This is a genomic window from Brevibacillus sp. HD3.3A, assembly GCF_013284375.2.
Classification (GTDB): domain Bacteria; phylum Bacillota; class Bacilli; order Brevibacillales; family Brevibacillaceae; genus Brevibacillus; species Brevibacillus parabrevis.
The window spans coordinates 4,258,749-4,279,133 of record NZ_CP085874.1 but is presented as its reverse complement, the minus strand read 5'-3'; the positions used below and the strand labels follow the sequence as shown (position 1 = coordinate 4,279,133).

Sequence of the window (20,385 nt, the reverse complement as noted above, 5' to 3'; positions counted from 1 at the left end):
TTGAGAGGCAGATGGAGGAATTGGCAATGGACATGCGTGAATGGCACACCAAGGCGACACAAATCACGCCGGATATTTACTGTCTGGAAATCCCGACTCCCTTCAATGTCGGAGCGGTCAACGTCTATCTGATAAAAGGCGAGAAGCTGACCTTGATCGATGTGGGGCCGAAGACAGACGAGGCATGGCAGGCGCTCACAGAAGGGCTGCAAGCGGCTGGCGTCTCTGTGGAAGAGATTGAGCAGATCGTGCTGACCCATCATCACGTTGACCATTGCGGGCAATTGGAAAAAGTGAGGAAAAAGTCAGGGGCGTTGACACTGGCGCATCCGCAGGCAGCGCCGTACGTCGAGCTGGATGCGGAGTTCATGGATTTTCACGATCAGTTCTTTTTGCAGCTGTACAAAAAAAGCGGCGTGCCAAGCGACAAGCTGATCATCATCGAGAAGTTCCACAAATTGATGACGACTTTTTCCGAGCCAAGCCAGATTGACTTGAAGCTCAAGCATGAACAACAAGTGCCGCATCTTCCGGAATGGCAGGTTCTCTACACGCCGGGGCACAGCCAGAGCCATCTGTCCTTGTACCGGGAGCGGGATCGCACGATGATCGGCGGAGATCACATTATCGGACATATTTCGTCCAATGCCTTTATTGAGCCACCGCGGGATCGTTCGGGTGCGCGTCCGCTGACACTCGTTCAGTACCGGACGGCTTTGCAGATGTGCGCGGACATGGAGATCGAACAGGTGCTGGCGGGTCATGGCGAGATCGTCCGGAACCACCGCGAGCTGATTTCCTCTCGCCTGCAAAAAAACTGGAGCCGGACCGACACATTGCGCAGCCTGCTTGCTGACAAGGAATTGACGGCGTATGAACTGACGACGCTGCTGTTTCCGGCTATTTATGAAAAAGAGCTGCCGCTGACGCTTTCCGAGACGCTCGGGCATATCGATTTGCTGATGATCTTGCATCAGATCGAGGTGCGCGAACAAGACGGGGTCTTGTACTATCACCTGTAGCCTGACGGATTCCTGGCATTGGCGAAACAAGCAGAATAAGCCTATTCCTCCCCGGAAACGATAAAAGGGACAATTACCCTGCAACCACCTGGAAGTGGCATAATCCGGGGTAGCCGAGGGAGGAACCAGATGCGCAAGTATTGGACCATGTGCCTTTTGACCATCGCGTGCACCGCTTTGACAGGCTGTAATCAAATGGGCGTCAAGCAAGACCCCCATTCAGCTTTTGAACAGGTGCGCGATCAGTTTGCGGCGCAGAACTCGTACGCGTTTTACGGAAGGACAAAGCTTTTGACAGCGAACAGCGCCAATGCCAACATGGTGAACTTCTCCGGGCGAAAAGACGGGGAAGCGGTGTATATGAACGTGAAGTTTTCCGTTCCAGAACAGCAGCGAGTGGAGACTTTGTCGTTGCTCTCCGAAGGAAGCGAGCTGTACGCCAAACAAGGCCAGGAAGAAAAATGGAAGCCTGTCCCGGGCGAAGGAGTTGCTTTGCGGCAGGAGATGAACAACTGGAGTCCGCCATTTTGCTTTCAGCAAATGGACGAGCTGAAAAAAAGCGTCCGCCAGCTGCCCGATGAAAATCCGCAGGACGATCTCGAAGCAATCGGTGTGACGCTGGATTCGCTCAAACTGAAAGAATGGCTGGCTGCGCAAATGAAGGAACAAGCCGGGGCTGGCTCGCGGATTCAGTCCGCAGCGGGCCCTTTCGCCTCCCACAAGCCAAGGGTCAAGCTGGCGATGCAGCTGTCAGACGGAAACTGGACGAGAGCGGCTGCGCCTGGGGCTGGTGTCTCGATTCAGGCGAAACAAGCACAGGCGCAGGACGTGAAGGCGATGGTCGATCAGATGGATGTGGAAGCGGAGTACACGATTTACTACAACAAGAAGACGATGCTGCCTACCAACATGACGATGTCGATTCGCTCCGCATACGATTTGAACGACCAGCGGGTAAAAGAGCACTCCCAGGTAGAAACGTATTTGCAAAATTACGGTCGGGCCAAGCCGGTGCCAACTGCGGCAGAAGGCGGCAAATAAGCAGCAGAAGAAAGAGACGCTCACCTTCCATGTCTGCGGGCAAGGGAGCGTCTTTTTTTCTGTGAGTCGTGAGGCAGCTTTTTTCCAAAGCTGCCCGCGTCTGCAAAAAGCGAGGTGTTTGCGGCTGCTTTTGACTGTTTGAATAAAGCCTGTTGCCCATGTCTGGTACACGGGGCAATTTTCCAATCGGAGAAGTAACGCTTTCGGGCTGTTGTCCGTCTTTATTGTTTGCGAGGAGCCGGGCCGGATTGTTCCCCGCTTTTTTCGCAGACGGTCTTTATTCCTAGGAGGAATAGTGGAAAACTTTGTCGAACTTACAACAGGTCTATCTTTTTGCGTCGAATCATCCGTACAATAGAAAAGATGTCCGTTGAAAATCGAGTGTCTACTGCGACCGCTACTCTTTTGGCTATGGTCGCTTTCCGGTTTTGCCACAGCCGGGGTGTAAAGGGGATGAAATTCAGCGATGGATCAGACGAAAATGCGTATTTTGTCCGCAGCCGCCAAACTGTTTGACACGTATGGCTACAAAGGGACATCCGTTAGACAAATCGCTGCCGAGGCACAAGTAAATTCCGCGTTGATTTCTTATCACTTCCAGGGCAAGCAGGGAGTGCTGGAGACCTTGATCGCTTCCTACTTCGAGACGCTGTTTCGTTTATTGGAGGAGCAGGAAACGATGCAGGAGCACGTCTCTGCCATTCAACGACTTGAACAGGTGATTCAGCTGTATTTGCGTTTTCAGATGGAACACGCGCCGATCACGAGGCTGATTCATCGGGAACTGAGTGTCGAGTCGATGCTTGCCCGTGAAGTGATGACACTTTACATGAGCCGCTGGAAGCACGGCCTTTCGAGGGTGCTGGAAGGCGGAGTCGCAGCGGGTGATTTTTTGCCCGTATCCATTGATCGTATAGTGCTGGCCGTAAGCAGCCAGATGATATACCCGTTTTTACAACCGCAGATGGTTCGGCAGGTTTATGACCTGGAGCCGTTTTCCGAGGAGTTCGCCAGGTGGCTGCAAGATTCCATCATGCGTTTTTTGCATGGGATTTTGCTGCCGGCATAAGGTGCGCCCTCTCCCATGAATTTACTTTTTAAGGGGATGTTTGACAAGTGAAACGAAAACTGTTCCTGCTCTGTCTGGCAGGCATGTTGCTATATACGAATCCGGCTTACGCCACGCCTTTTCCTGACAAAAAAGAGGAAGTTGTGCAGGACGCCGACAACTACTTGAAAAAAGAAGAGAAGGCGAACTTTGCGAAGTCGATGCAAAATCTGCCTGGCAGCTACAAAGTTGTCGTAGTGGAAAGCACAGCACCGGAAGCAGAATCCCCTGACATGTACGCGCAGAAGCTGTTTGACAATTACAATTTGGCTGATGACGCGATGATGGTCGTCCTGGACTACAACACCGAGCAGCTCGGGATGTATGCAGGGCCAGCCTTGCAGGCCAAAGGCGCATCGATGGAAATGCTGCATGAAAAAATGACGTCGTACTACGAACCATTCCGCAATCAGAAGCAGTATTTGAACGGCATCCAGACTTTGATCGGGGAAGTAAACCGGGAACTGAGCCGCATCTCGGACAAGCAGGCTGCCGCTCCTGCGGGTGCAACCGATGCGAAAGCACAGGAACAGACGGAGGAAAAAGACGGACTTGGCGGCATCCCGTGGTGGATTTACGCGATCGGAGCTGTCTTTGCGGCTTTGTCAATCGGACTGGTCTACGCCATGATTCGTCGCCGCGCGATCTTTAAATTAGTCGACGACGTAGAAGATTGGAAGGATGAGCTGATAGAGAAAATCAATGTCATCGAAGTGGAAAAGCCGCTGCGCCGCTCCAGCGGAATGACAGAGGTGCGCTATCACCACCTGGCAGACAAAAAGGAAAACTTGCTGCGCATCCGCATCCCCGATGTGGAGATGATGATTCTCGATGCGGAAGAAGCGTGCGACCGCTTCCGGTTTTCGCTGGCGCTCGGCATGCTCGATGAAGCGCGCGAGACGCTGAACCAGATCGAGGATGAACTGAACGAGCTGAAGGAAGACACCTCAAAAGTCGCGATTACCAAACAGGAGAACAAAGTTGTCATCCCGGAAATCGGCAAGCAAGTGGAGCAGATGGAGCGCCGCTTGTCCGATTTGCGTCTGGAATACGGCTTGTCGTTTCACGAGCTGAAAGCATCGCTGGATGAGGTCGAGACGATGCGAAGCCTGGTGAAAACGGCGCGGGCGGCAGGCGACGATATCGCTGCCTACGATACGACGATCAAGGCACAGCAGCTGCTGGAACGCGTAGGGCAGACGATGGAGCAACTCCCGACGTTGGTGCATCGCGTGAAAAAGGCGATGCCGGAGGAGTTCAAGCAGCTGGAGGACGGAATCAGCCAAGCGACTCGCGACGGCTTTGACTTGAAGCAGGACGCGCTGGATAAGGCGCTGCTGCAGGCAAAGCAATTGCTTTCGTCCGCGAAAAGCGCACTGGAAGAAGGCAATTTGGAGATGGTCTTGACTCACTCCAAAGCTTTCGATGTGTTGCTGGACGCTACTTATCAAGGAATTGAAGAAGGAGTAATGGCCAAGCACGAGGCTGCTGCGGCTTCCGCTTCCGCACAGGTTCTGGAGCAGCCGCTTGCAGATGAGTGGAGCGAGAGCGAGGAAGAAGCAGCCGGAAGAGAGCATGCCCCTGCGACTGACAAAGAACGCGAAGTCAGCGATGCAGAAGTGGCAGCGATCATCGAGCAGGCTGCACAAGTATGGAATCAGGCGAGCAAAGACGAGCATGCGCCTGTGATCCACAAGCCAGAGCCAAAAGAGTTCGTGCATGAAGCGCCAAAAGCGGCAGTGTACGATCAGGAGCAAGCTGACGAGACTTTTGCGGAAGCGGCGCCGATGATTGCAACTGCAACACGCGACCAGTTGAGCGAAGCGGAACGGGCTGTGCTGCTGCAAGCACTCAAGAAGCCTGCCAACTCGGAAAAAGCGACTTCGGTTCATGCTCCGCCGACCAAGCCGAGCCGTGACGTCGAGGAAGAGACGGAGTACGAGCTGGTGATCCCGAAAACCCAGGCTGAGCCGCAGCCAGTCTATGAAGAGGAAGTCCAGGAGCAAGCTTATTTGCTGATCGAGACAGAGGACGATGCTCTCGACGAACTGGAGCGGATTTCGAGTACATTAGTTCGTGTACGCCAGCAAATCAAGCGAAGCTACCTGCCTGGCATTCCCGATCATTTGAAGTACATGTTTGAAGAAGTCGTGCAAACTTTGGGACGGATCAAGATGATCATGGAGCAGTATCGCTACGATCTGGAGGAAGTGGCGATTTTGGTTCAGGATGCGCACGAGCTGGTCGTGGAGACAGAGCGAATGGCGGAGCAAATTATTTCGACTTGCCAGCTGGCGGAAGGAGCTATCCAGTACACCAACCGCTACCGCCGCCAAAACAGGCATGTCAACGAACTGCTGACAAAAGCGGAGCAATCATTCCGACAGCTCGCTTTCGCGGAAGCATACCAACTGGCGGAGGAAGCGCGTCTTGTCATCGAAGGCGCTCCAGCCGAGGAAGACAATCGCTGGCTTTTGCGCAGAAAGAAAAAGGGGTGAGCCACCGATGAAGCTCCTTCCCTTTTTCCTGATGGCCGCAGGGGTGCTTGTCATGCTTCAGCCCCGAACGAAAAGATGGCAAAGTCGGATGAACCACTATTTCCGGGGCAATGAAAAGCGGGTGAAGCAAAGGGCGAACACATTCTTTTTGCTCGGCCTGGCCTTTGTTTTAGCAGGCTTTGCCTACTTGTTCCGGATGGCAGCCTAACCTAGCATTTTCCATAAAAAACACCTGATCGCAGGCGGAATGCGCTCCGTACGCGACAGGTGTTTTTTTGTGCAAAAAAAAGAAGCATCGCTCACGAGGGCGATGCTCCATCTAGGGAAGATAAAGGGAGTAAAGGTCTGATAACCAGCACCTTACAACTAGGGGGGAGTAAGGTGCTGATCACTCTTTCGCAAAAAAGAGTACCTGCTTGCTAGTTTCCCCGATTTGTCTTCCCCTAAACGTTATTCTCGCAAAAAAATTCCAAAGCTTCTTCCGCACTGTGCGTACCTGCGGAATGTCCCGATGAAAAGGCGATAGTAATGTTGTAGCCTCCGGTATGGGCGTGAACATCCATGACTTCCCCAGCGAAGTACAAGCCATCCATCAGCTTCGAACGCATCGTCCGCGGGTCGATTTCCTTGACGCTGACTCCGCCGCCCGTAATGAAAGCTTCTTCTAAGGAAAGCGTGCCTGTGATTGTCAGTGGAAATGCTTTGATGATGCCGGCAAAGCTTGCCCAATCTTGCTTTTTCATATGGCTGTACGTCGTGTCTTCCGAGATGTCGGCAAGCGACAGCAGCAAGGGGATAATCCGTTCAGGCAAGTAGCCTTTCAGCACGTTTTTGACCGCTTTTTTCGGTTGCTCCTCCAAAAGCTGCCAGCTTTCCGCGTTGATCTCGTCTTTGCTTTTCGCTGGCATCAGATCGAGCGTGAGCGACAGCGGGATCGCGCCGTATTTGCGTTGGCTGGTAGAAACATAGTGTCCCATCCGCAGCGAGGCTGGTCCAGACAGCCCGAAATGGGTAAAAATCATGTCGCCTTCCTGCGTGTTGATCTTTTTGCCGTTCGGGGCGTACAACGTCATCGTCACATCGCGCAGAGACAGTCCTTGAAGCGTTTTGTCGCGAATGAACGAATCGTTTGCGGTCAGCGGCACTTCTGTTGGATACAAGTCCGTCACCGTATGTCCGGCAGCCTTGGCCCAGGCGTATCCGTCTCCCGTCGAGCCTGTCTGAGGAACCGAGCAGCCGCCTACCGCGATAATGACGCAAGGGGCTGAGAGCTTTTCGCCCGTTTGCAGCAAGATGCCAGTCGTTCTGCCGTTTTCATAGAGCACTTCCTGGACGGGAGAGTTCAGCCGGATGGTGACATTTTGCCGCTTTAAAAGGTCAATGAGCGCCTGCGCTACAGTAACCGCCTTGTCCGTCACAGGAAACATTCGCCCGCGATCTTCTTCCTTCAGGGCGACTCCCAAGCCCTCGAAAAATTGCATGATTTCCCGATTGCCGAATTGCGTCAGAGCGCTATACATAAAACGGCCATTGCCTGGCATTTGCTTGATCAGCTCGTCCTGTTCCTTGGCGTTGGTAACATTGCAGCGGCCGCCGCCAGAAATGATCAGCTTGCGCCCGAGCTTCCCGCCTTTTTCTACCAGGCAGACACGCGCTCCCTGACTCGAAGCCGCAACAGCGGACATCAGCCCGGAAGGCCCGCCGCCGATAATGATGACATCAAAATCGTACTGTGATCGATTCATTTCGTTTTCGTCCTTAGTTATGGTGTAGGGTGAGGCATCCCCCATTTTACCACAACACCTGCTCTCTCGCCCAAAAGAGAGCGAAGGGAACCGCGGGCGTAAAAGGGGGATGCCTGTGCGTCAGGCGAGAATGTCTGCGAGCGGCTTTTTCGTAAGCACGTAGCGGACGATTGTCTCATCGCGGACGATATCCGTCACCATGTATCCTTTGGCAAAATACGTCGTGAGCAACTCGCCGGTTTGCTTGCGCCAAAGAGCGGCTACACTCATGTCTGCCTGCTTCACCTGCTGGAAGAAGGCAGGGACGGGCAAGAGCAGGACAGACTCTTCCCGATCGGTCGCCAGAGCAACAGGGGTCGGGATGCCATCCGTGATCTCATAGTGCAAAATATTTGGAGCGCCGTCATAAGACAGTCGCGGTGCTCCGTTTGCTTGGCGGGCTTCTACCCGTCCGCTGTCGATGAACCATTCCACGAGAAAACGGTCGGTCGGCAAGCCGCGGTTGAAGTCGTCATCGAGGTCGCCGTAGCAATTGGGCAAGTACGTGCGGACGATCCCGCCGAGCTTGACGATGTTCAGCACGCCATTCACTGTTTCAAGCGGATCGTACGTCCAGGTAATCTTGGAATGGCCCATCGCTTTTGCTTCGTCCTTTTGCAGCCACTTCATCTGCACGCCAAGTCCCTGCTTGCGGTATTCGGGCAAAAAGCCCAGCATGTGCGAACAGAGATGCGTCTCCCCGTTGGTGTAGCCTGGGAAGCTGTATAAAAACCCGATCATTTCGTCTCCGTCAAACGCCCCGAGAAACAGTCCGCCAAATTTGTGCATGGTCAGCGTCATGTGGTACGGAATGGCAGAAGCAGGGTCCCATATTTTCCCTTCCATCGCTTCCAACTGCTCAATTTCGCTCGTTTCCGTCAATCTTCGCAACGTGATCGCCATTTCTTTTTTCCCCCTATCCAATTCGTATTTTTACTTCATTCGGACAGAAGGCGGCACATTCCTGCTTGTGAACGGTTGCATCCAAAATCAGCCTCACGGATAATAGGAGAGATAGACAAACATCCGACAAGGGATGACAGGAGGCTTGACCACAATGGAAAACGACTTTCAACTGGAGCTGTGGAAACGGCTGACCCAAGCGCCGGGAGCACCCGGCTTCGAAGGTCCGGTTCGCGATATCATGCGGGAATACTTGGGTACATATACAAACGAGTTCGTATACGACAACCTCGGCAGTATGCTCGGCGTGATGCGCGGGGATGAAAACGGTCCGAAAATCATGGTGGCCGGACATATGGATGAAGTAGGGTTCATGGTGACGCGCATTTCGGAAAAAGGCTTTATTTCGTTTCAGACGTTGGGAGGCTGGTGGGGACAAGTCCTGCTCGCCCAGCGCGTGCATATTATTACGGAAAAAGGCGCGGTGGAAGGCGTAATCAGCTCGATTCCTCCGCACGTGCTCAGTGAAGATCAGCGCAATCGCCCGATGGACATTCGCAATATGTACATCGATATCGGAGTCGATACGCGGGAAGAAGCCGAGCAGGCAGGCGTGCGTCCGGGTCAGCAGATCGTTCCGGTCTGCCCGCTCCAGGTCATGACCAACCCGCGCCGCGTCATGGCGAAAGCGTGGGACAACCGCTACGGGTGCAGCTTGGCTGTTGAGCTGGCAAAAGAACTGCATGAGCGGCCCGGACATCCGAACGTGGTGTATGTGGGAGCAACTGTTCAGGAAGAGCTGTCTGGCGGGCGCGGAGCGAAAACCGCAGCAGCCGTTATCGAGCCGGATTTGTTCCTCGCATTGGATGCCAGCCCGGCGACCGATATTCCCGGCGTGAAAGACGAAGGCGGAAAACTGGGCGGCGGCCTGCTGATGCGGATTTACGATCCGATGTACATGATGCCGCTCGGCTTGCGGGAACTGTTGATTTCCACATGCGAGCAGGAAAACATCCCGTACCAGATTTACATTGCCAAAGGTTATACAGACGCAGGGGTCGTGCAGCATCACGGAAAAGGAGTGCCGTCCGCCGTCATCGGAATCCCTTCCCGCTACATTCACAGCCATGCTTCGATCATCGATCGGGAAGACTACGAAGCGGCCAAGCGCCTCTTGTTCGCGATCGTGCGCAAGCTGGATCGGGCGACCTTTGAAGCGATTTTGCCGAGATAACGAGGGGAGGTGGCGCTTTTGAACGCAATTATTTTGTATACGAAGCGCCAAGGTCAGGCGACGTCTTACGAATTTAATGTTTTTGACAACCAGTTCGCAACGGAAAATCTCGCTGTCCGCAAAGTGCTGATGTCCATGCTGGAGTCCGTCCGCGATCGACTGACCGATTTGGAAGTGGAGTACAACGACAGCATGTTGGCAGAAAAGCTGGGAGCGAAGCGGGCGGGGGAAACTTTGCGCTTCCTCGGGGCGACGAGAGAGAACAGCAAGGAACATCTCAGCAACGGCATCGTCGTCAGCCGTTCTTTTCAAGCGCCGATGACTCCCGAGCGCTATGCGTATTTTTACGAACTGACAGACATCGCCCAGCTATCGCATTACCGCCTGAAGGAAGGCGACGAAGACCGAATCGTGTTTTACTTCACACGCTATTTGCAACTGATTGCCCCTGACGAACAGGCAAGCCAAATCTTTTTGCAAAAGCTCGCGGAGTTCTCTCTGCCGTACAAGCTCGTGCCCATCAGTTGAACGAGACGGTGACGAGCCAAGCAAAACGGTCATGACTGTTTTGTTGACGCAAGCGGTTACATCCGATTTCATGAAAAAAGCCATTTCCTCTGCATCGGGGAAATGGCTTTTTCGTGTAGAAACAAAGCGGGAAGCTCTCAAGTAGAAGGGCGATTCGGCCCTTCCAGCTTCTTGTCTCCGTAGCCAGGGGCATCGTTTTGCACTGATTTGGGCTGACGATTGCGTTCCGCATCTTGCCCGTTTTGCTGCTGCTGCTGATTTTTTGACTGAGTCATTTTACGTCGCACCTTCCTTTCTTTTCGTGCTGGACTCGTTGGTCTGCGCCGGATTTTTGTAGCGCGGGATGGCATAGACGGCAAACAACCCGAGCAGCGCCGCCAGAAACAAGGTGACGATGCCGTAAGCTATCCACGGACTTTTGCTTGCCACTCCGCCGAGTTTTTCGACCATGGCGCCGCCCAAGCTTGTCCCGATTGCGGTTCCCACTCCGGAGACAAAGTTGGAGAAGCCGAAGTACGCTCCCAGCCACTCTTCTTTGGCAAAATGGGTAACGAGCGAATCTTGGACGGGCATGAACAGCATTTCACCGAGGATAAACAGGACAGCCGCGGCACTGAGCGTAGCAAAATGATTGGCCCAGCCCATCGCGATCAGCCCGGCACCGAGCAAGGTCGTTCCGATGGCGAGTGCGATATACGGATTGATTCGCTGCAGAATAAAGCGTGAGATAAAGCCTTGCAGCAAAACGACACAGAGCGAGTTGATCGTCCAGACAAGGCCGATGAGCGTTGCGGAATGCAGTACATGCTCGCCGCGCAAAGGCAGGATCATCGTGAACTGCGCGTACAGCGCCCACATCAGCAAGGTAATTCCCGAGAACAGCAGGAAGCTGCGGTGCTTCAAAATATGCCGATATTCCGAGATCGGCGTGCGACGACAGTCAGGGCCGACACAGCGGTCATCCGGCAAGGAAAAGAACGTCAAAACAGCGAGCAGGCCAAAAACGATGGCAGAGACGATAAACGGCTGCTGATGAATCGCCGTCATCCACGTAATCACCAGACCTGCTACGATAATCCCGCTGTGGGCGAGAATGCCCCGCCAGGAAAAAGCTGTCGTCCGCTGCGCTTCCGCCACTTCATCGGCAATCATCGCTTTGATCGTGGGGGCCAACAGTCCGAGCCCCAGCCCGTTCACCGTCGAGAACAACAGGAAAAACCCGTAATTCGCACTGTAATGGTAGCCGAGCATGGCACTGCCCTGAAGCAAGGCTCCCAGCGCGATGATCGCCCGTCTGCCCCACCGATCCGACATCGGCCCCCCGATCAGGCTGCCGATTTGATAGGCGATGCTGCCTGCCCCGAGAATGAAGCCCACCTGAGCCAGATGTAAGAGCCGCACCTTTTGCAAAAAAATCGGAAACACCGGGATGACCAAATACGAAGCCATGTGCATGAAAAAAACGAGCAGCAGCAAGATCAAATAAGGCTTGTTGCGCCAGAGTGCTCCCTGTGAGGCTGTCATAATCGCCTCCTCTAGTTGTTCAACATCCTTTCTAGTATGAGTGGAAAAGGTTTGTCTCTATGCAACAAAAATGGGCGAGCGTACAAATGTGCACGCGAGGCAGGCGGGTGTCCAATCCAACATTCATCCCGATACATATACCTATAGAGAAAAGGTGCCATGGGCGGTATGCCAGGTGCAATGGTTCGAGCTAGTGTGAAGGGGGGATCTCGCATGAAAGGTTTTGGTTTTTTTAACCAAGATGGCTTTGAAGTGGTGATCTGGATTATCGTGATCATCTTTCTCCTCTCCATATTCTTTGACGAAGGGATAGATTGAGATGAGCGCATATCGGCCAGTTCGCCGCCTGAACAATCACTACCGCTCCAATCAAGGCTTCAAAGCATGGATCAAGGCCAATGAGCAATGGTTCAAAGAAAATCCGGAAGTGTTCAAACAAGTGTTAAGCAATCCGAATATGGTCAATTTGTTTATGGATCTTATGGTGATGAACTCCCCGCGCATCCAAAAACGTCTGCGCAGATGGGGCAGGAACAAGCCATGAGTACCAGTGGCATGCTGCCGACATAAGCATGCCTTCTTTTTTTGGCGTTTGGCAGAGGGCATGCCGTGGCAAGAGAACAGATGACAGGGGCGGGAAGGCTTTTCGATCATAAAAACCAGACAAGCCGCGTAGGGATAAGCATACGTCATGCAGTCGGGAGGATGGGGGATCAGCATGGCACAAGTCATTTTGACGTTTTTTGTAGCCTATGGCATTGTCGTGGGAGGAGCCTTGTGCGGAGGATTGGGTGCGTTTTTGACAGAAAAGCCTCCGTTGTTTTCGATGGTACAGCTGGCAGACCAACTGAAAATATGGGGGCTGGTCGGCGCTTTGGGCGGCACCTTCGACTCCTTTTTGCAAATTGAAAAAATATTGATGGGCAACTTCTCGCCCGTATTCAAGCAGCTTGTCATGATCGTCGTGGCTTTTTTGGGCGCTCATATCGGAACGATTTGCGTGCACTGGCTCGTGCAGGTGCGCTCATGATGGTCATTTTCTGGAAACGCTACCTCGCGCTTCTGCTCATCGGCTGTCTTGTGGGCGGCACCGTGATTTTGTTCGTGTACGGGCGCGAGATGGAACAAATGATGCTGGTGCGCAAAAGCCTGGAGCTGCAAAACAAAAAGCTGTACGAAGAAAACCAGGAGCTGAAGCAAAACCAGCGCGTCTACCGCAAAAACCAGGATCAGGTGATCGAGGAGGTTCGCGCTTTTGTGCTGACGGCCGATCAGAAGCAGCCTTTGCATGCCACGATTGTCGTACAAGTCGTCGATATGGTGGAAAAAGACTTCGCTTCGCTCAAAGGCAAAAAAGCGGAGCAGGTCGCAGAAGTTCACCAGGTTCTGCATGAGATGCTGCGCCGCAGGGAGTACGTCCTGTCGGATCGCACGATGGTCGAAGTGCGAATCAAGACGGTCTTCATCGCGCGGACGCTGCAAGTCTTCGTCACGGCAGAGGTCATATCGGATGATGTTTGGCAAAAGGTTGCGCGAAACTTTCTTTTTCTTCCCTCGTATATTTCTACATAGATACCTGAAGGCAGATCGATCAAGGTCTGGGGTCAACGCAAAGGAGAGGCGAGTACATGTCCATGTTCAAGAAGTTGCTGGCGAGTGTTGGAATTGGAGCTGCGAAAGTAGATACCCGTTTGGAGGAGGAGTCGCTCATTCCCGGGGATCTCGTAAAAGGCGAGGTGCATCTTACAGGAGGAGATGTAGCACAGGAAATCGACGAAATCTACATGTACGTTGTTACCCACTATGAACGAGAAGTGAACGACAACAAGGTGAAAGAAGAATGCACCCTGGTCAAATACCGTTTGACCGAGCGCGTGTACCTGCAGCCAAAAGAGAGCAAAGTCCTTCCTTTTGCTTTCCCGCTTCCTTATGAAACCCCGCTGACAATGGGGCGCCAGCCTGTTTATTTGCGAACCGGACTGGATATCAAAAATGCGATTGATCCTGGCGATTCCGATTTCATCGAAGTGCGTCCGCATCCGTTGATGACAAAAGTGCTGGATGCTGTTTCTTCTCTTGGCTTCCAACTGTACAAAGTAGATTGCGAGTACAATCGCCATCTGGGCAAATCGTATCCGTTTGTGCAAGAGTTCGAGTTTCGTCCGACCGGGCCGTACCGCAGCCGTCTGGAAGAGTTGGAGGCAATCTTCTACTTGCGCGAGGGAGAGCTGGAAGTGTTGCTGGAGCTAGACAAGCGTGCGCGCGGCTTCCTGGGCGCTTTTGAAGAAGCGTTTAACCTCGACGAGCGCTACGTGCGCTTCCGACTGCATGACGAAGATTTGAACAGACCGACACACGTGATTGCGGATGCGATCGAGCAACTGATCAAAAAACAGCTGCGCTAAGAGTTAAGAGCCAAGCGAGTGCGAAAAGAAAAGAAGGCTGTCTGGGAGAAAACCAGGCAGCCTTTTTGTATGGGCGAAAAAAACGAGCAAATTAGTCGTCTGCGCCGACGATCGTCAACAGGACGAACAATACAAGAATCAAAGACAACCCGTTAAAGCCTCCGTTAAACAGCCCCATTTGAAATCCTCCCGTAATCCGTGACGTGATGTTTGTTCCCTATATAGAATAGTCGCCGACAGGGGCAAACGTGTTCAGGCAAACACCCATTTTTCGGGCGAAAAACCGATTGCATGAGGTGTCTTTCTAATTTTTTGATTTGCATGTATGGGGCTGGATTTTTCTGACAATACTGTGAGCATGAAGAAATCCAAGGAGGATATTATTATGAATTTGTTGGAAAAAACGAGAAAAATCAATGTCATGCTGCAAAAAACAATGGGAGGCAGCGGTGTCGGCTTTCAAGACCTCGCCAAGCTTTTGTCCGAAGTCATCTCGGCCAATGTGTACATCATTACGGCTGACGGCTCGATTCTCGGCAGCGGAATGAATCAGGAAATTTCCCTGAATGAAGAAGGGCAGACCCACCTGCAAAGCGGAGTACACCAGAAGCTGCTGGAAGTGACGCAAACGTTGGCGAACGAGTCGATTCAAAGCCCGTACAGCTTTGTGCCAAAAGAGCTGGGCAGCTTGTTCCCGCAAATGATGACGACGATCGTCCCGATTAACGCGGGCGGAAGCCGACTGGGCACACTCGTGTTGCTCCGCGCTTACGGCGAGTTCGAGACAGAAGATTTGATTTTGGGCGAGATCGGCGCCACGGTTATCGGGATGAAAATTGTCCGTCAGCGCACGGAGCAGATTGAAAATGAAGTGCGGGACAAAACGTTTGCCAAAATTGCATTGTCCTCCCTTTCCTACAGTGAACAGATTGCCATCGAGAAAATCATGGAGCAGCTCGACGCGCGCGAAGGCTTGCTCGTAGCAAGCCAGCTGGCGGATCAGGCCGGGCTTACGCGCTCTGTCATCGTCAACGCGCTGCGCAAGCTGGCCAGCGCTGGCGTGCTCGAATCCCGCTCGCTCGGCATGAAAGGGACATACATCAAAGTGCTGAACGACAAGTTCCCGTCTGAATTGGCCAAGTGGAAAACATCGTAATTCAATCGGTGCAGACAAAAGGCTCTCCTTTTTGCAGGAGGGTCTTTTGGCGTTTGTTTTGCAGCTCAACGAGTACAATCCAGCTTGACAAAATTTCATGAATTAATCATTGATTCGTGATTTTTTTGCCGATATAATTTGCGAAAAGGAATAACTTCAAAAAAATCTAAATTTAAAGTTTAAACTTCAAAGCGGAAAATGACTGAGGAGGAGATCGGATTGAAAGTGGCAATTGGTGGCGTCGTGCACGAAACGAACACATTTTCCAACGTTCCTTCTACGCTAGACCTGTTTCAAAGCTGGGAGTGGGATCACGGAGAGGTCATCCTTTCACGCAACCGCAAAGTCCGAAACTTCCTCGGCGGAATGGTCGACCGGGCGGAGGAGCTGGGGATTGAACTTTTGCCGACTTTCTCCACGTTCGCCTACCCGGCTGGCACGATCACGCATGAGACGTACGAGCGGATGAAAAACGAGCTGCTGGAAGGGCTGCGGCTGGCGAAGGATGCGGATGCGATCTGTCTCGCGCTTCACGGAGCGGGCGTCGCAGAAGGCGTCGACGATCTGGAAGGCGATCTGCTCGCGGCCGTTCGCGGCGTGGTCGGCTACGACATTCCGCTGGTCGTGACGCTCGACTTGCATGCCAACATGACTCCGAAGATGGTTGAGGAGGCGGACGCGCTGCTCGGCGTTCACCTGTATCCGCACGTTGACTGCTATGAGCGCGGCCTGGAGGCGATTGACGTCGCCAGCAAAATGGTCGCAGGCGAGTGGAAGCCGACGATGCATCTCACCCGATTGCCGCTTTTGATCCCTACCTCTGCTACCCACCATTTTCCGGCGAACGAAATCAACGAGGCATGCTGGGCTTGGGAAAAGGAAGAGAACGTGATCGACTGCGCCTTTTTTCACGGTTTCCCGTACACGGACATTCCGGAGCTGGGAGTGGCGGTTTTGACGGTCACGAACAACGACAGCGAGCTTGCCCGCAAAGTGAGCGAGGATGTAGCGAAGCTCGTTTGGCAACACAGGGATGACTTCGAGCTGATCATGCCGACTCCTGCGGAAGGAATCGCGCAAGCACTCACTACAGAAGGAATGCCGATTGTCATCAACGAGACATCGGACAACCCGGGCGGAGGAACTCCCGGCGACGGGACGCATCTGTTGCGGGCTATGCTCGACGCGCAGTTGACCAACGCCTGCTTCGGCTACATGTACGATCCAGAAGTGGTGCAACAAGCATTTGCAGCGGGAGTCGGGGCCACGCTGGAGATTAGCCTGGGCGGCAAAACCGACCATCTGCACGGCGAGCCGCTTGAAGTAACCGCGTATGTGAAAGCGTTGACCGATGGCAAGTTTGTCGCCACGACGCCGATGGGCCAAGGAGCGCGTATCGACTACGGCAAATCTGTCCGCTTGCAAATCGGCGGTGTCGATGTGCTCGTCTGCTCGGTCAAATCGCAGGTGCTCGACGAACAAATTTTTCAGCTGCACGGCATTGATGTCACGCGCTACAAGATCGTTGCCCTCAAGTCGAGTACGCACTTCCGGGCCGCCTTTGAACCGATCAGCGCCAAAGTCATCACCGTTGATTCACCCGGCCTGACGACGCTGAACTTCCGGTTTTTCCAATACAAACGGGCAAATCGCCCACTTTATCCGCTAGACCCGATCACAGATCCGACCCTACCACAACTGACAAGGAAGTAGAAGAAGATGGAAAACGTACAGGAGCGCATTCGCAAACATTATCCGGAATTGACAAACCAGCAAAAGTTGGCCGCCAAATACATTCTCGCCGAAACAAAAGTCGTAGCCCAAAAACCCGCAAAGGTGGTCGGGGCGCTGAGCGGCACGAGTGAAACGACAGTCATTCGCCTCTCCTATGCGCTCGGTTACTCCGGGTATAGCGAGTTGCAGCAAGAAATTCGCAGCTCCTTGCTGGATAAAGTGCAAAAAGAAAATGCCATTGACAGCCTGCGGGCAGCAGCGGAAGATTTGCGCGATCAGGACGATCTGATCTCCTTCAACATGGAGCAGGACGTCGCCTACATTCGGCAAACGCTCGGCGGACTGAAAAAGGAACAACTGGAGCAGGCGGTAGCAAGCATCATGGCCGCCAAGCACATTCTCGTCGTCGGCTTCCGCAGCTCGTATGCCCCTGCCAATTGGCTCGCTTTTTCACTGAATGTCGTAAAAGGAAATGCGCACCTGTACAGAGGACCTGTCGACGATGCGAACTATTTGCTGACCCAGATCAATTCGGACTGGTTGGTCATTACCTTGTCCTTTCCCCGCTATGTCAGTGAAACGATTTTGTTCACCAAGGCGGCAAAGGAGAGAGGGGCTGTCGTTTTGGGGATTACCGACGACGAGCTTTCTCCGGTCGGGCCGATTGCCGATCAAGTCTTGAAAGTTCATGCACCTGCTCCTACCGCGCTGAAAGGAATGACCGCGATCTTTTCCATGCTGAGCGTACTGGTCAGCGGTGTGGTACAGGCCGATGGCGAGCAGGTGAAAGAACGGCTGCTAAACTACGAAAACACGAGTCGCCAAATCTATCCCTTCGTGGGGGAAACCGACATGTGACGCTGAGAGAAAAAAGGGGATGAGGGTATGAAAAAAAGCTGGTGGAAAACAGGACCACTAAGCGTACTGCTGGCAACGGCAGTCATCGCAGGCTGTTCATCGCAGACAGCCAACCAGACGACGCAGCCGAAAACCGATGAGGCGGGCAAGACGAGCAACACGCTCGTTGTCTCATCGCTGATTGACCCGGACACGCTCGATCTGCACAAAACAACCTGGCTCGGCAACGAGAACGGCCTTTTGTACGAACCGCTGCTGAGCCGGGACACTTCGGGAAAAATCATCCCCGGTCTTGCGGAAAAATACGAGATTTCGCCGGACGGCAAAACGTGGACGTTCACCATACGCAAAAATATCCGCTTCCACACCGGCAATCCTGTGACGGCAGCCGCTGTGAAGGAGTCGTTTGACCGGATGCTGGAAATCTCCCCTGTCAAAGGGATCGTCGGGCCGATCGAAAAAGTGGAGGCAACAGACGAGCAGACGCTGAAAGTTCATTTCAGCAAGCCATTTTCTCCTTTTATCAACGTCGTCATTAGCGGAATGGTTTCTCCTGTAGACACGAAGGCGGCAAAAGAGCTGGGCGACGGTTTTGGCGACAAGCCATCGGGAACGGGGCCGATCCAGTTTGAGAAGCGGGAGCGGGGCGCATCGCTTCTGTTCAAGAAAAATCCCGAGTACAACTGGGGGCCGGAGTACGTCGCAAACAAAGGCCCGCTTCATATCGACAACGTTTTGTTCCGCTTTTTGAAAGACGACGATACGCGCATGATGGAGTTCAAAAAAGGAACGATTCACGTACTGCACGATGTTCCGGCAAACTCCGTCGCTGAATTGCAGTCATTGCCTGGCGTCGACATTCAGAAAACGATGGACATCGGCATCAAGTACATCGCTTTTAACAACAAGCATCCACTGTTCAGTGACGTTCGCCTGCGCAAGGCGGTAGCTCTCTCCGTCGACCGCGATCCGCTGGTACAAGTAGCGTTGAACGGTTTCGGCAAACCGATATACGGACCGTTGGCACCGACGATTTTCGGCTACAGCGAGGCGATCGAGAACAAGGCGAAGCAAATGTACACCCGCAATGTAGCGGAGTCCAAGCAGTTGCTGGCAGATGCCGGATGGACGGACACCAACAACGACGGCATCGTGGACAAGGACGGCAAACCGTTGTCGGTGGAGATTTTGGTGTCACAGCAGCCAGCGTTTACCAGAGCCGCGCAAATTCTCCAAAGCCAGCTGAGAGAAGCGGGAATCGATCTCAAAATTACCGTTCAGGAAATGACGACAATCAAAGACCGGATCAGCAAAAAGTCGTACGACATGGCACTGATGTACTACGGCTGGTACGATGCCGACATTCTGTTTCTCATTTTTGAAAAGAGCAACGCCGAAAGCCGCATGCACTATACGCGGCCCGAGCTGGACGATCTGCTGAACAAAGGGCGGGAAGCTTCCAGCGAAGAGGAACGCATTCGCATTTACGAACAGGCACAGGAAATTTTGCTGAACGATTCGCCATGGGTGCCGCTCTGGGTGAACGAAGTCGTGACGGCAACGAGAGGCATCAAAGGCTTTGGGCTCAATTCCTACACGCAATACTTCATTTTGAATGATGTCACTCTCGATAAATAGAGAAACAGGGGTGATGGTATGCGCCGCTATGTGGTGAAAAGGCTGATTTCTCTATTGGGCACGCTCCTGGGCGTATCTGTCCTGATATTTCTCATGGTGCACCTGATTCCCGGCGATCCTGCGACGCAAATATTGGGACAGTTTGCCACGCCGGAAGCCATCAGCCAGATGCGCACGGCGCTCGGACTGGATCAGCCGCTATGGCAGCAGTATGTCGGCTTTCTGGGCAGACTTTTGACGGGGGATCTGGGTACGTCTCTCTTTACGGGAGAGAGTGTGTGGGAGCAGATTGTCACGCGCTTCCCGATCACGTTGCAGCTTGCTATTTTCAGCGTTTTGATTGCCGCAATATTCGGTATTTTGCTCGGGACGATTGCCGCTGTGAAACAAAATACGCTGGTGGACAGATTCGTCGTCCTGCTCTCGCTGGTCGGGATTTCCGCGCCAGGCTTCTGGATCGCCCTGTTCCTGATCTGGATTTTTGCTTACAAGCTCGCGCTGTTTCCGATTTCCGGCTATGAGGGCGTTCATTCCTTGCTGCTGCCAGCCATCACTTTGGGGATGGCGGAAGCGGGGATGATCGCCCGAATGACCCGGGCAAGCATGCTGGAAGTGATCAAACAGGACTACATGCGGACAGCCGAAGCAAAAGGGGCTTCGCTCGTTTCACTCATTTTCAGCCACGGCTTGCCCAATGCGATTATCCCGGTCGTGACGATGATCGGCTTGCAATTCGGCTCGCTGATGGCAGGCGCTGTAGTCGTGGAGACGGTATTTTCCTTGCAAGGCATCGGCAGCCTGGCGATTGAAGCGATCAGCAAGCGAGACATGCCGACGGTGCAAGGGATGGTATTTTTCATGGCGCTGATTTTTGCACTGACCAACTTGATCGTGGATCTGATTTACAGCCGGATTGATCCGCGCATCCACTTCGATTAGGGGAGGAGCAGGA

21 protein-coding genes are annotated in these 20,385 nt (G+C 53.3%); 16 read left to right on the top strand and 5 right to left on the bottom strand.

Features of this window, described 5'->3' with window-relative positions:
• Positions 1–26 precede the first annotated feature (26 nt).
• From HP435_RS20010 to HP435_RS19990, 5 genes are all read left to right on the top strand, one after another.
• Positions 27–1,022, top strand: coding sequence for an MBL fold metallo-hydrolase (locus HP435_RS20010; protein ID WP_122964024.1), 996 nt, complete (start codon positions 27–29; stop codon positions 1,020–1,022).
• A gap of 129 nt (positions 1,023–1,151) precedes the next feature.
• Positions 1,152–2,063, top strand: a complete 912-nt coding sequence (locus HP435_RS20005) for a DUF6612 family protein (RefSeq protein WP_122964025.1) — start codon at positions 1,152–1,154, stop codon at positions 2,061–2,063.
• 466 nt (positions 2,064–2,529) lie between these two features.
• Positions 2,530–3,132 (top strand): forespore capture DNA-binding protein RefZ, encoded by a 603-nt coding sequence (refZ, locus tag HP435_RS20000; protein ID WP_063228134.1) that lies wholly within the window; start codon positions 2,530–2,532, stop codon positions 3,130–3,132.
• A gap of 47 nt (positions 3,133–3,179) precedes the next feature.
• Positions 3,180–5,669, top strand: coding sequence for a septation ring formation regulator EzrA (locus tag HP435_RS19995; RefSeq protein ID WP_173599881.1), 2,490 nt, complete (start codon positions 3,180–3,182; stop codon positions 5,667–5,669).
• A gap of 7 nt (positions 5,670–5,676) precedes the next feature.
• Positions 5,677–5,877, top strand: coding sequence for a hypothetical protein (locus HP435_RS19990; RefSeq protein WP_173598214.1), 201 nt, complete (start codon positions 5,677–5,679; stop codon positions 5,875–5,877).
• Positions 5,878–6,112: 235 nt separating this feature from the next.
• Here the strand turns inward: HP435_RS19990 and HP435_RS19985 are convergent, their stop codons facing one another.
• The gene (locus HP435_RS19985; RefSeq protein ID WP_173598200.1) at positions 6,113–7,414 is read right to left on the bottom strand and encodes a BaiN/RdsA family NAD(P)/FAD-dependent oxidoreductase; all 1,302 of its coding nucleotides are present in this window, start codon (positions 7,412–7,414) and stop codon (positions 6,113–6,115) included.
• Positions 7,415–7,534: 120 nt separating this feature from the next.
• Positions 7,535–8,356, bottom strand: a complete 822-nt coding sequence (locus HP435_RS19980) for a GNAT family N-acetyltransferase (protein WP_122964029.1) — start codon at positions 8,354–8,356, stop codon at positions 7,535–7,537.
• Between the two features lie 154 nt (positions 8,357–8,510).
• On the opposite strand from HP435_RS19980, the gene HP435_RS19975 reads away from it, so the two are divergent.
• Both HP435_RS19975 and HP435_RS19970 read left to right on the top strand, forming a co-directional pair.
• Positions 8,511–9,590 carry a M42 family metallopeptidase gene (locus HP435_RS19975; protein ID WP_173598199.1) on the top strand — a complete coding sequence of 360 codons (1,080 nt, stop codon included), beginning with the start codon at positions 8,511–8,513 and terminating at the stop codon, positions 9,588–9,590.
• A gap of 18 nt (positions 9,591–9,608) precedes the next feature.
• A complete protein-coding gene (locus tag HP435_RS19970) occupies positions 9,609–10,118 on the top strand; it encodes a hypothetical protein (protein WP_063228139.1) in 510 nt (169 codons plus the stop codon).
• A 137-nt stretch (positions 10,119–10,255) separates the two neighbouring features.
• Here the strand turns inward: HP435_RS19970 and HP435_RS19965 are convergent, their stop codons facing one another.
• Together HP435_RS19965 and HP435_RS19960 are read right to left on the bottom strand one after the other, a co-directional pair.
• Positions 10,256–10,393 (bottom strand): hypothetical protein, encoded by a 138-nt coding sequence (locus HP435_RS19965; RefSeq protein WP_167470277.1) that lies wholly within the window; start codon positions 10,391–10,393, stop codon positions 10,256–10,258.
• Between the two features lies 1 nt (position 10,394).
• Entirely contained in the window at positions 10,395–11,642 is a 1,248-nt protein-coding gene (locus HP435_RS19960) for an MFS transporter (protein ID WP_173598198.1), read from the bottom strand.
• 319 nt (positions 11,643–11,961) lie between these two features.
• On the opposite strand from HP435_RS19960, the gene HP435_RS19955 reads away from it, so the two are divergent.
• The 4 genes from HP435_RS19955 to HP435_RS19940 all read left to right on the top strand — a co-directional run bounded on the left by HP435_RS19955 (position 11,962) and on the right by HP435_RS19940 (position 14,047).
• Positions 11,962–12,186, top strand: coding sequence for a hypothetical protein (locus tag HP435_RS19955; RefSeq protein WP_063228141.1), 225 nt, complete (start codon positions 11,962–11,964; stop codon positions 12,184–12,186).
• Positions 12,187–12,360: 174 nt separating this feature from the next.
• Positions 12,361–12,672, top strand: coding sequence for a YtrH family sporulation protein (locus tag HP435_RS19950; RefSeq protein WP_063228142.1), 312 nt, complete (start codon positions 12,361–12,363; stop codon positions 12,670–12,672).
• Positions 12,669–13,214: a sporulation membrane protein YtrI gene (locus tag HP435_RS19945; protein WP_122964033.1), complete on the top strand. Its 546-nt coding sequence runs from the start codon at positions 12,669–12,671 to the stop codon at positions 13,212–13,214. The genes HP435_RS19950 and HP435_RS19945 overlap by 4 nt, the downstream gene beginning before the upstream one ends.
• Before the next feature lie 56 nt (positions 13,215–13,270).
• Positions 13,271–14,047 carry a sporulation protein gene (locus HP435_RS19940; protein ID WP_063228144.1) on the top strand — a complete coding sequence of 259 codons (777 nt, stop codon included), beginning with the start codon at positions 13,271–13,273 and terminating at the stop codon, positions 14,045–14,047.
• A gap of 91 nt (positions 14,048–14,138) precedes the next feature.
• Here the strand turns inward: HP435_RS19940 and HP435_RS19935 are convergent, their stop codons facing one another.
• Complete coding sequence (locus HP435_RS19935; RefSeq protein ID WP_122964035.1) at positions 14,139–14,225, bottom strand: YjcZ family sporulation protein; 87 nt, start codon at positions 14,223–14,225, stop codon at positions 14,139–14,141.
• A gap of 207 nt (positions 14,226–14,432) precedes the next feature.
• Here HP435_RS19935 and codY point away from each other — a divergent pair, with 207 nt between their 5' ends.
• From codY to HP435_RS19910, 5 genes are all read left to right on the top strand, one after another.
• Positions 14,433–15,203 carry a GTP-sensing pleiotropic transcriptional regulator CodY gene (gene codY / locus HP435_RS19930; protein WP_122964036.1) on the top strand — a complete coding sequence of 257 codons (771 nt, stop codon included), beginning with the start codon at positions 14,433–14,435 and terminating at the stop codon, positions 15,201–15,203.
• 219 nt (positions 15,204–15,422) lie between these two features.
• On the top strand, positions 15,423–16,916 hold the full coding sequence (locus tag HP435_RS19925; RefSeq protein WP_173599880.1) for a M81 family metallopeptidase: 1,494 nt from the start codon (positions 15,423–15,425) through the stop codon (positions 16,914–16,916).
• A gap of 6 nt (positions 16,917–16,922) precedes the next feature.
• Positions 16,923–17,795, top strand: a complete 873-nt coding sequence (locus HP435_RS19920) for a MurR/RpiR family transcriptional regulator (RefSeq protein ID WP_122964038.1) — start codon at positions 16,923–16,925, stop codon at positions 17,793–17,795.
• A gap of 27 nt (positions 17,796–17,822) precedes the next feature.
• Positions 17,823–19,433, top strand: coding sequence for an ABC transporter substrate-binding protein (locus tag HP435_RS19915; protein WP_122964039.1), 1,611 nt, complete (start codon positions 17,823–17,825; stop codon positions 19,431–19,433).
• Positions 19,434–19,451: 18 nt separating this feature from the next.
• Positions 19,452–20,372 carry an ABC transporter permease gene (locus tag HP435_RS19910; RefSeq protein ID WP_122964040.1) on the top strand — a complete coding sequence of 307 codons (921 nt, stop codon included), beginning with the start codon at positions 19,452–19,454 and terminating at the stop codon, positions 20,370–20,372.
• The last annotated feature ends 13 nt before the right edge of the window (positions 20,373–20,385 follow it).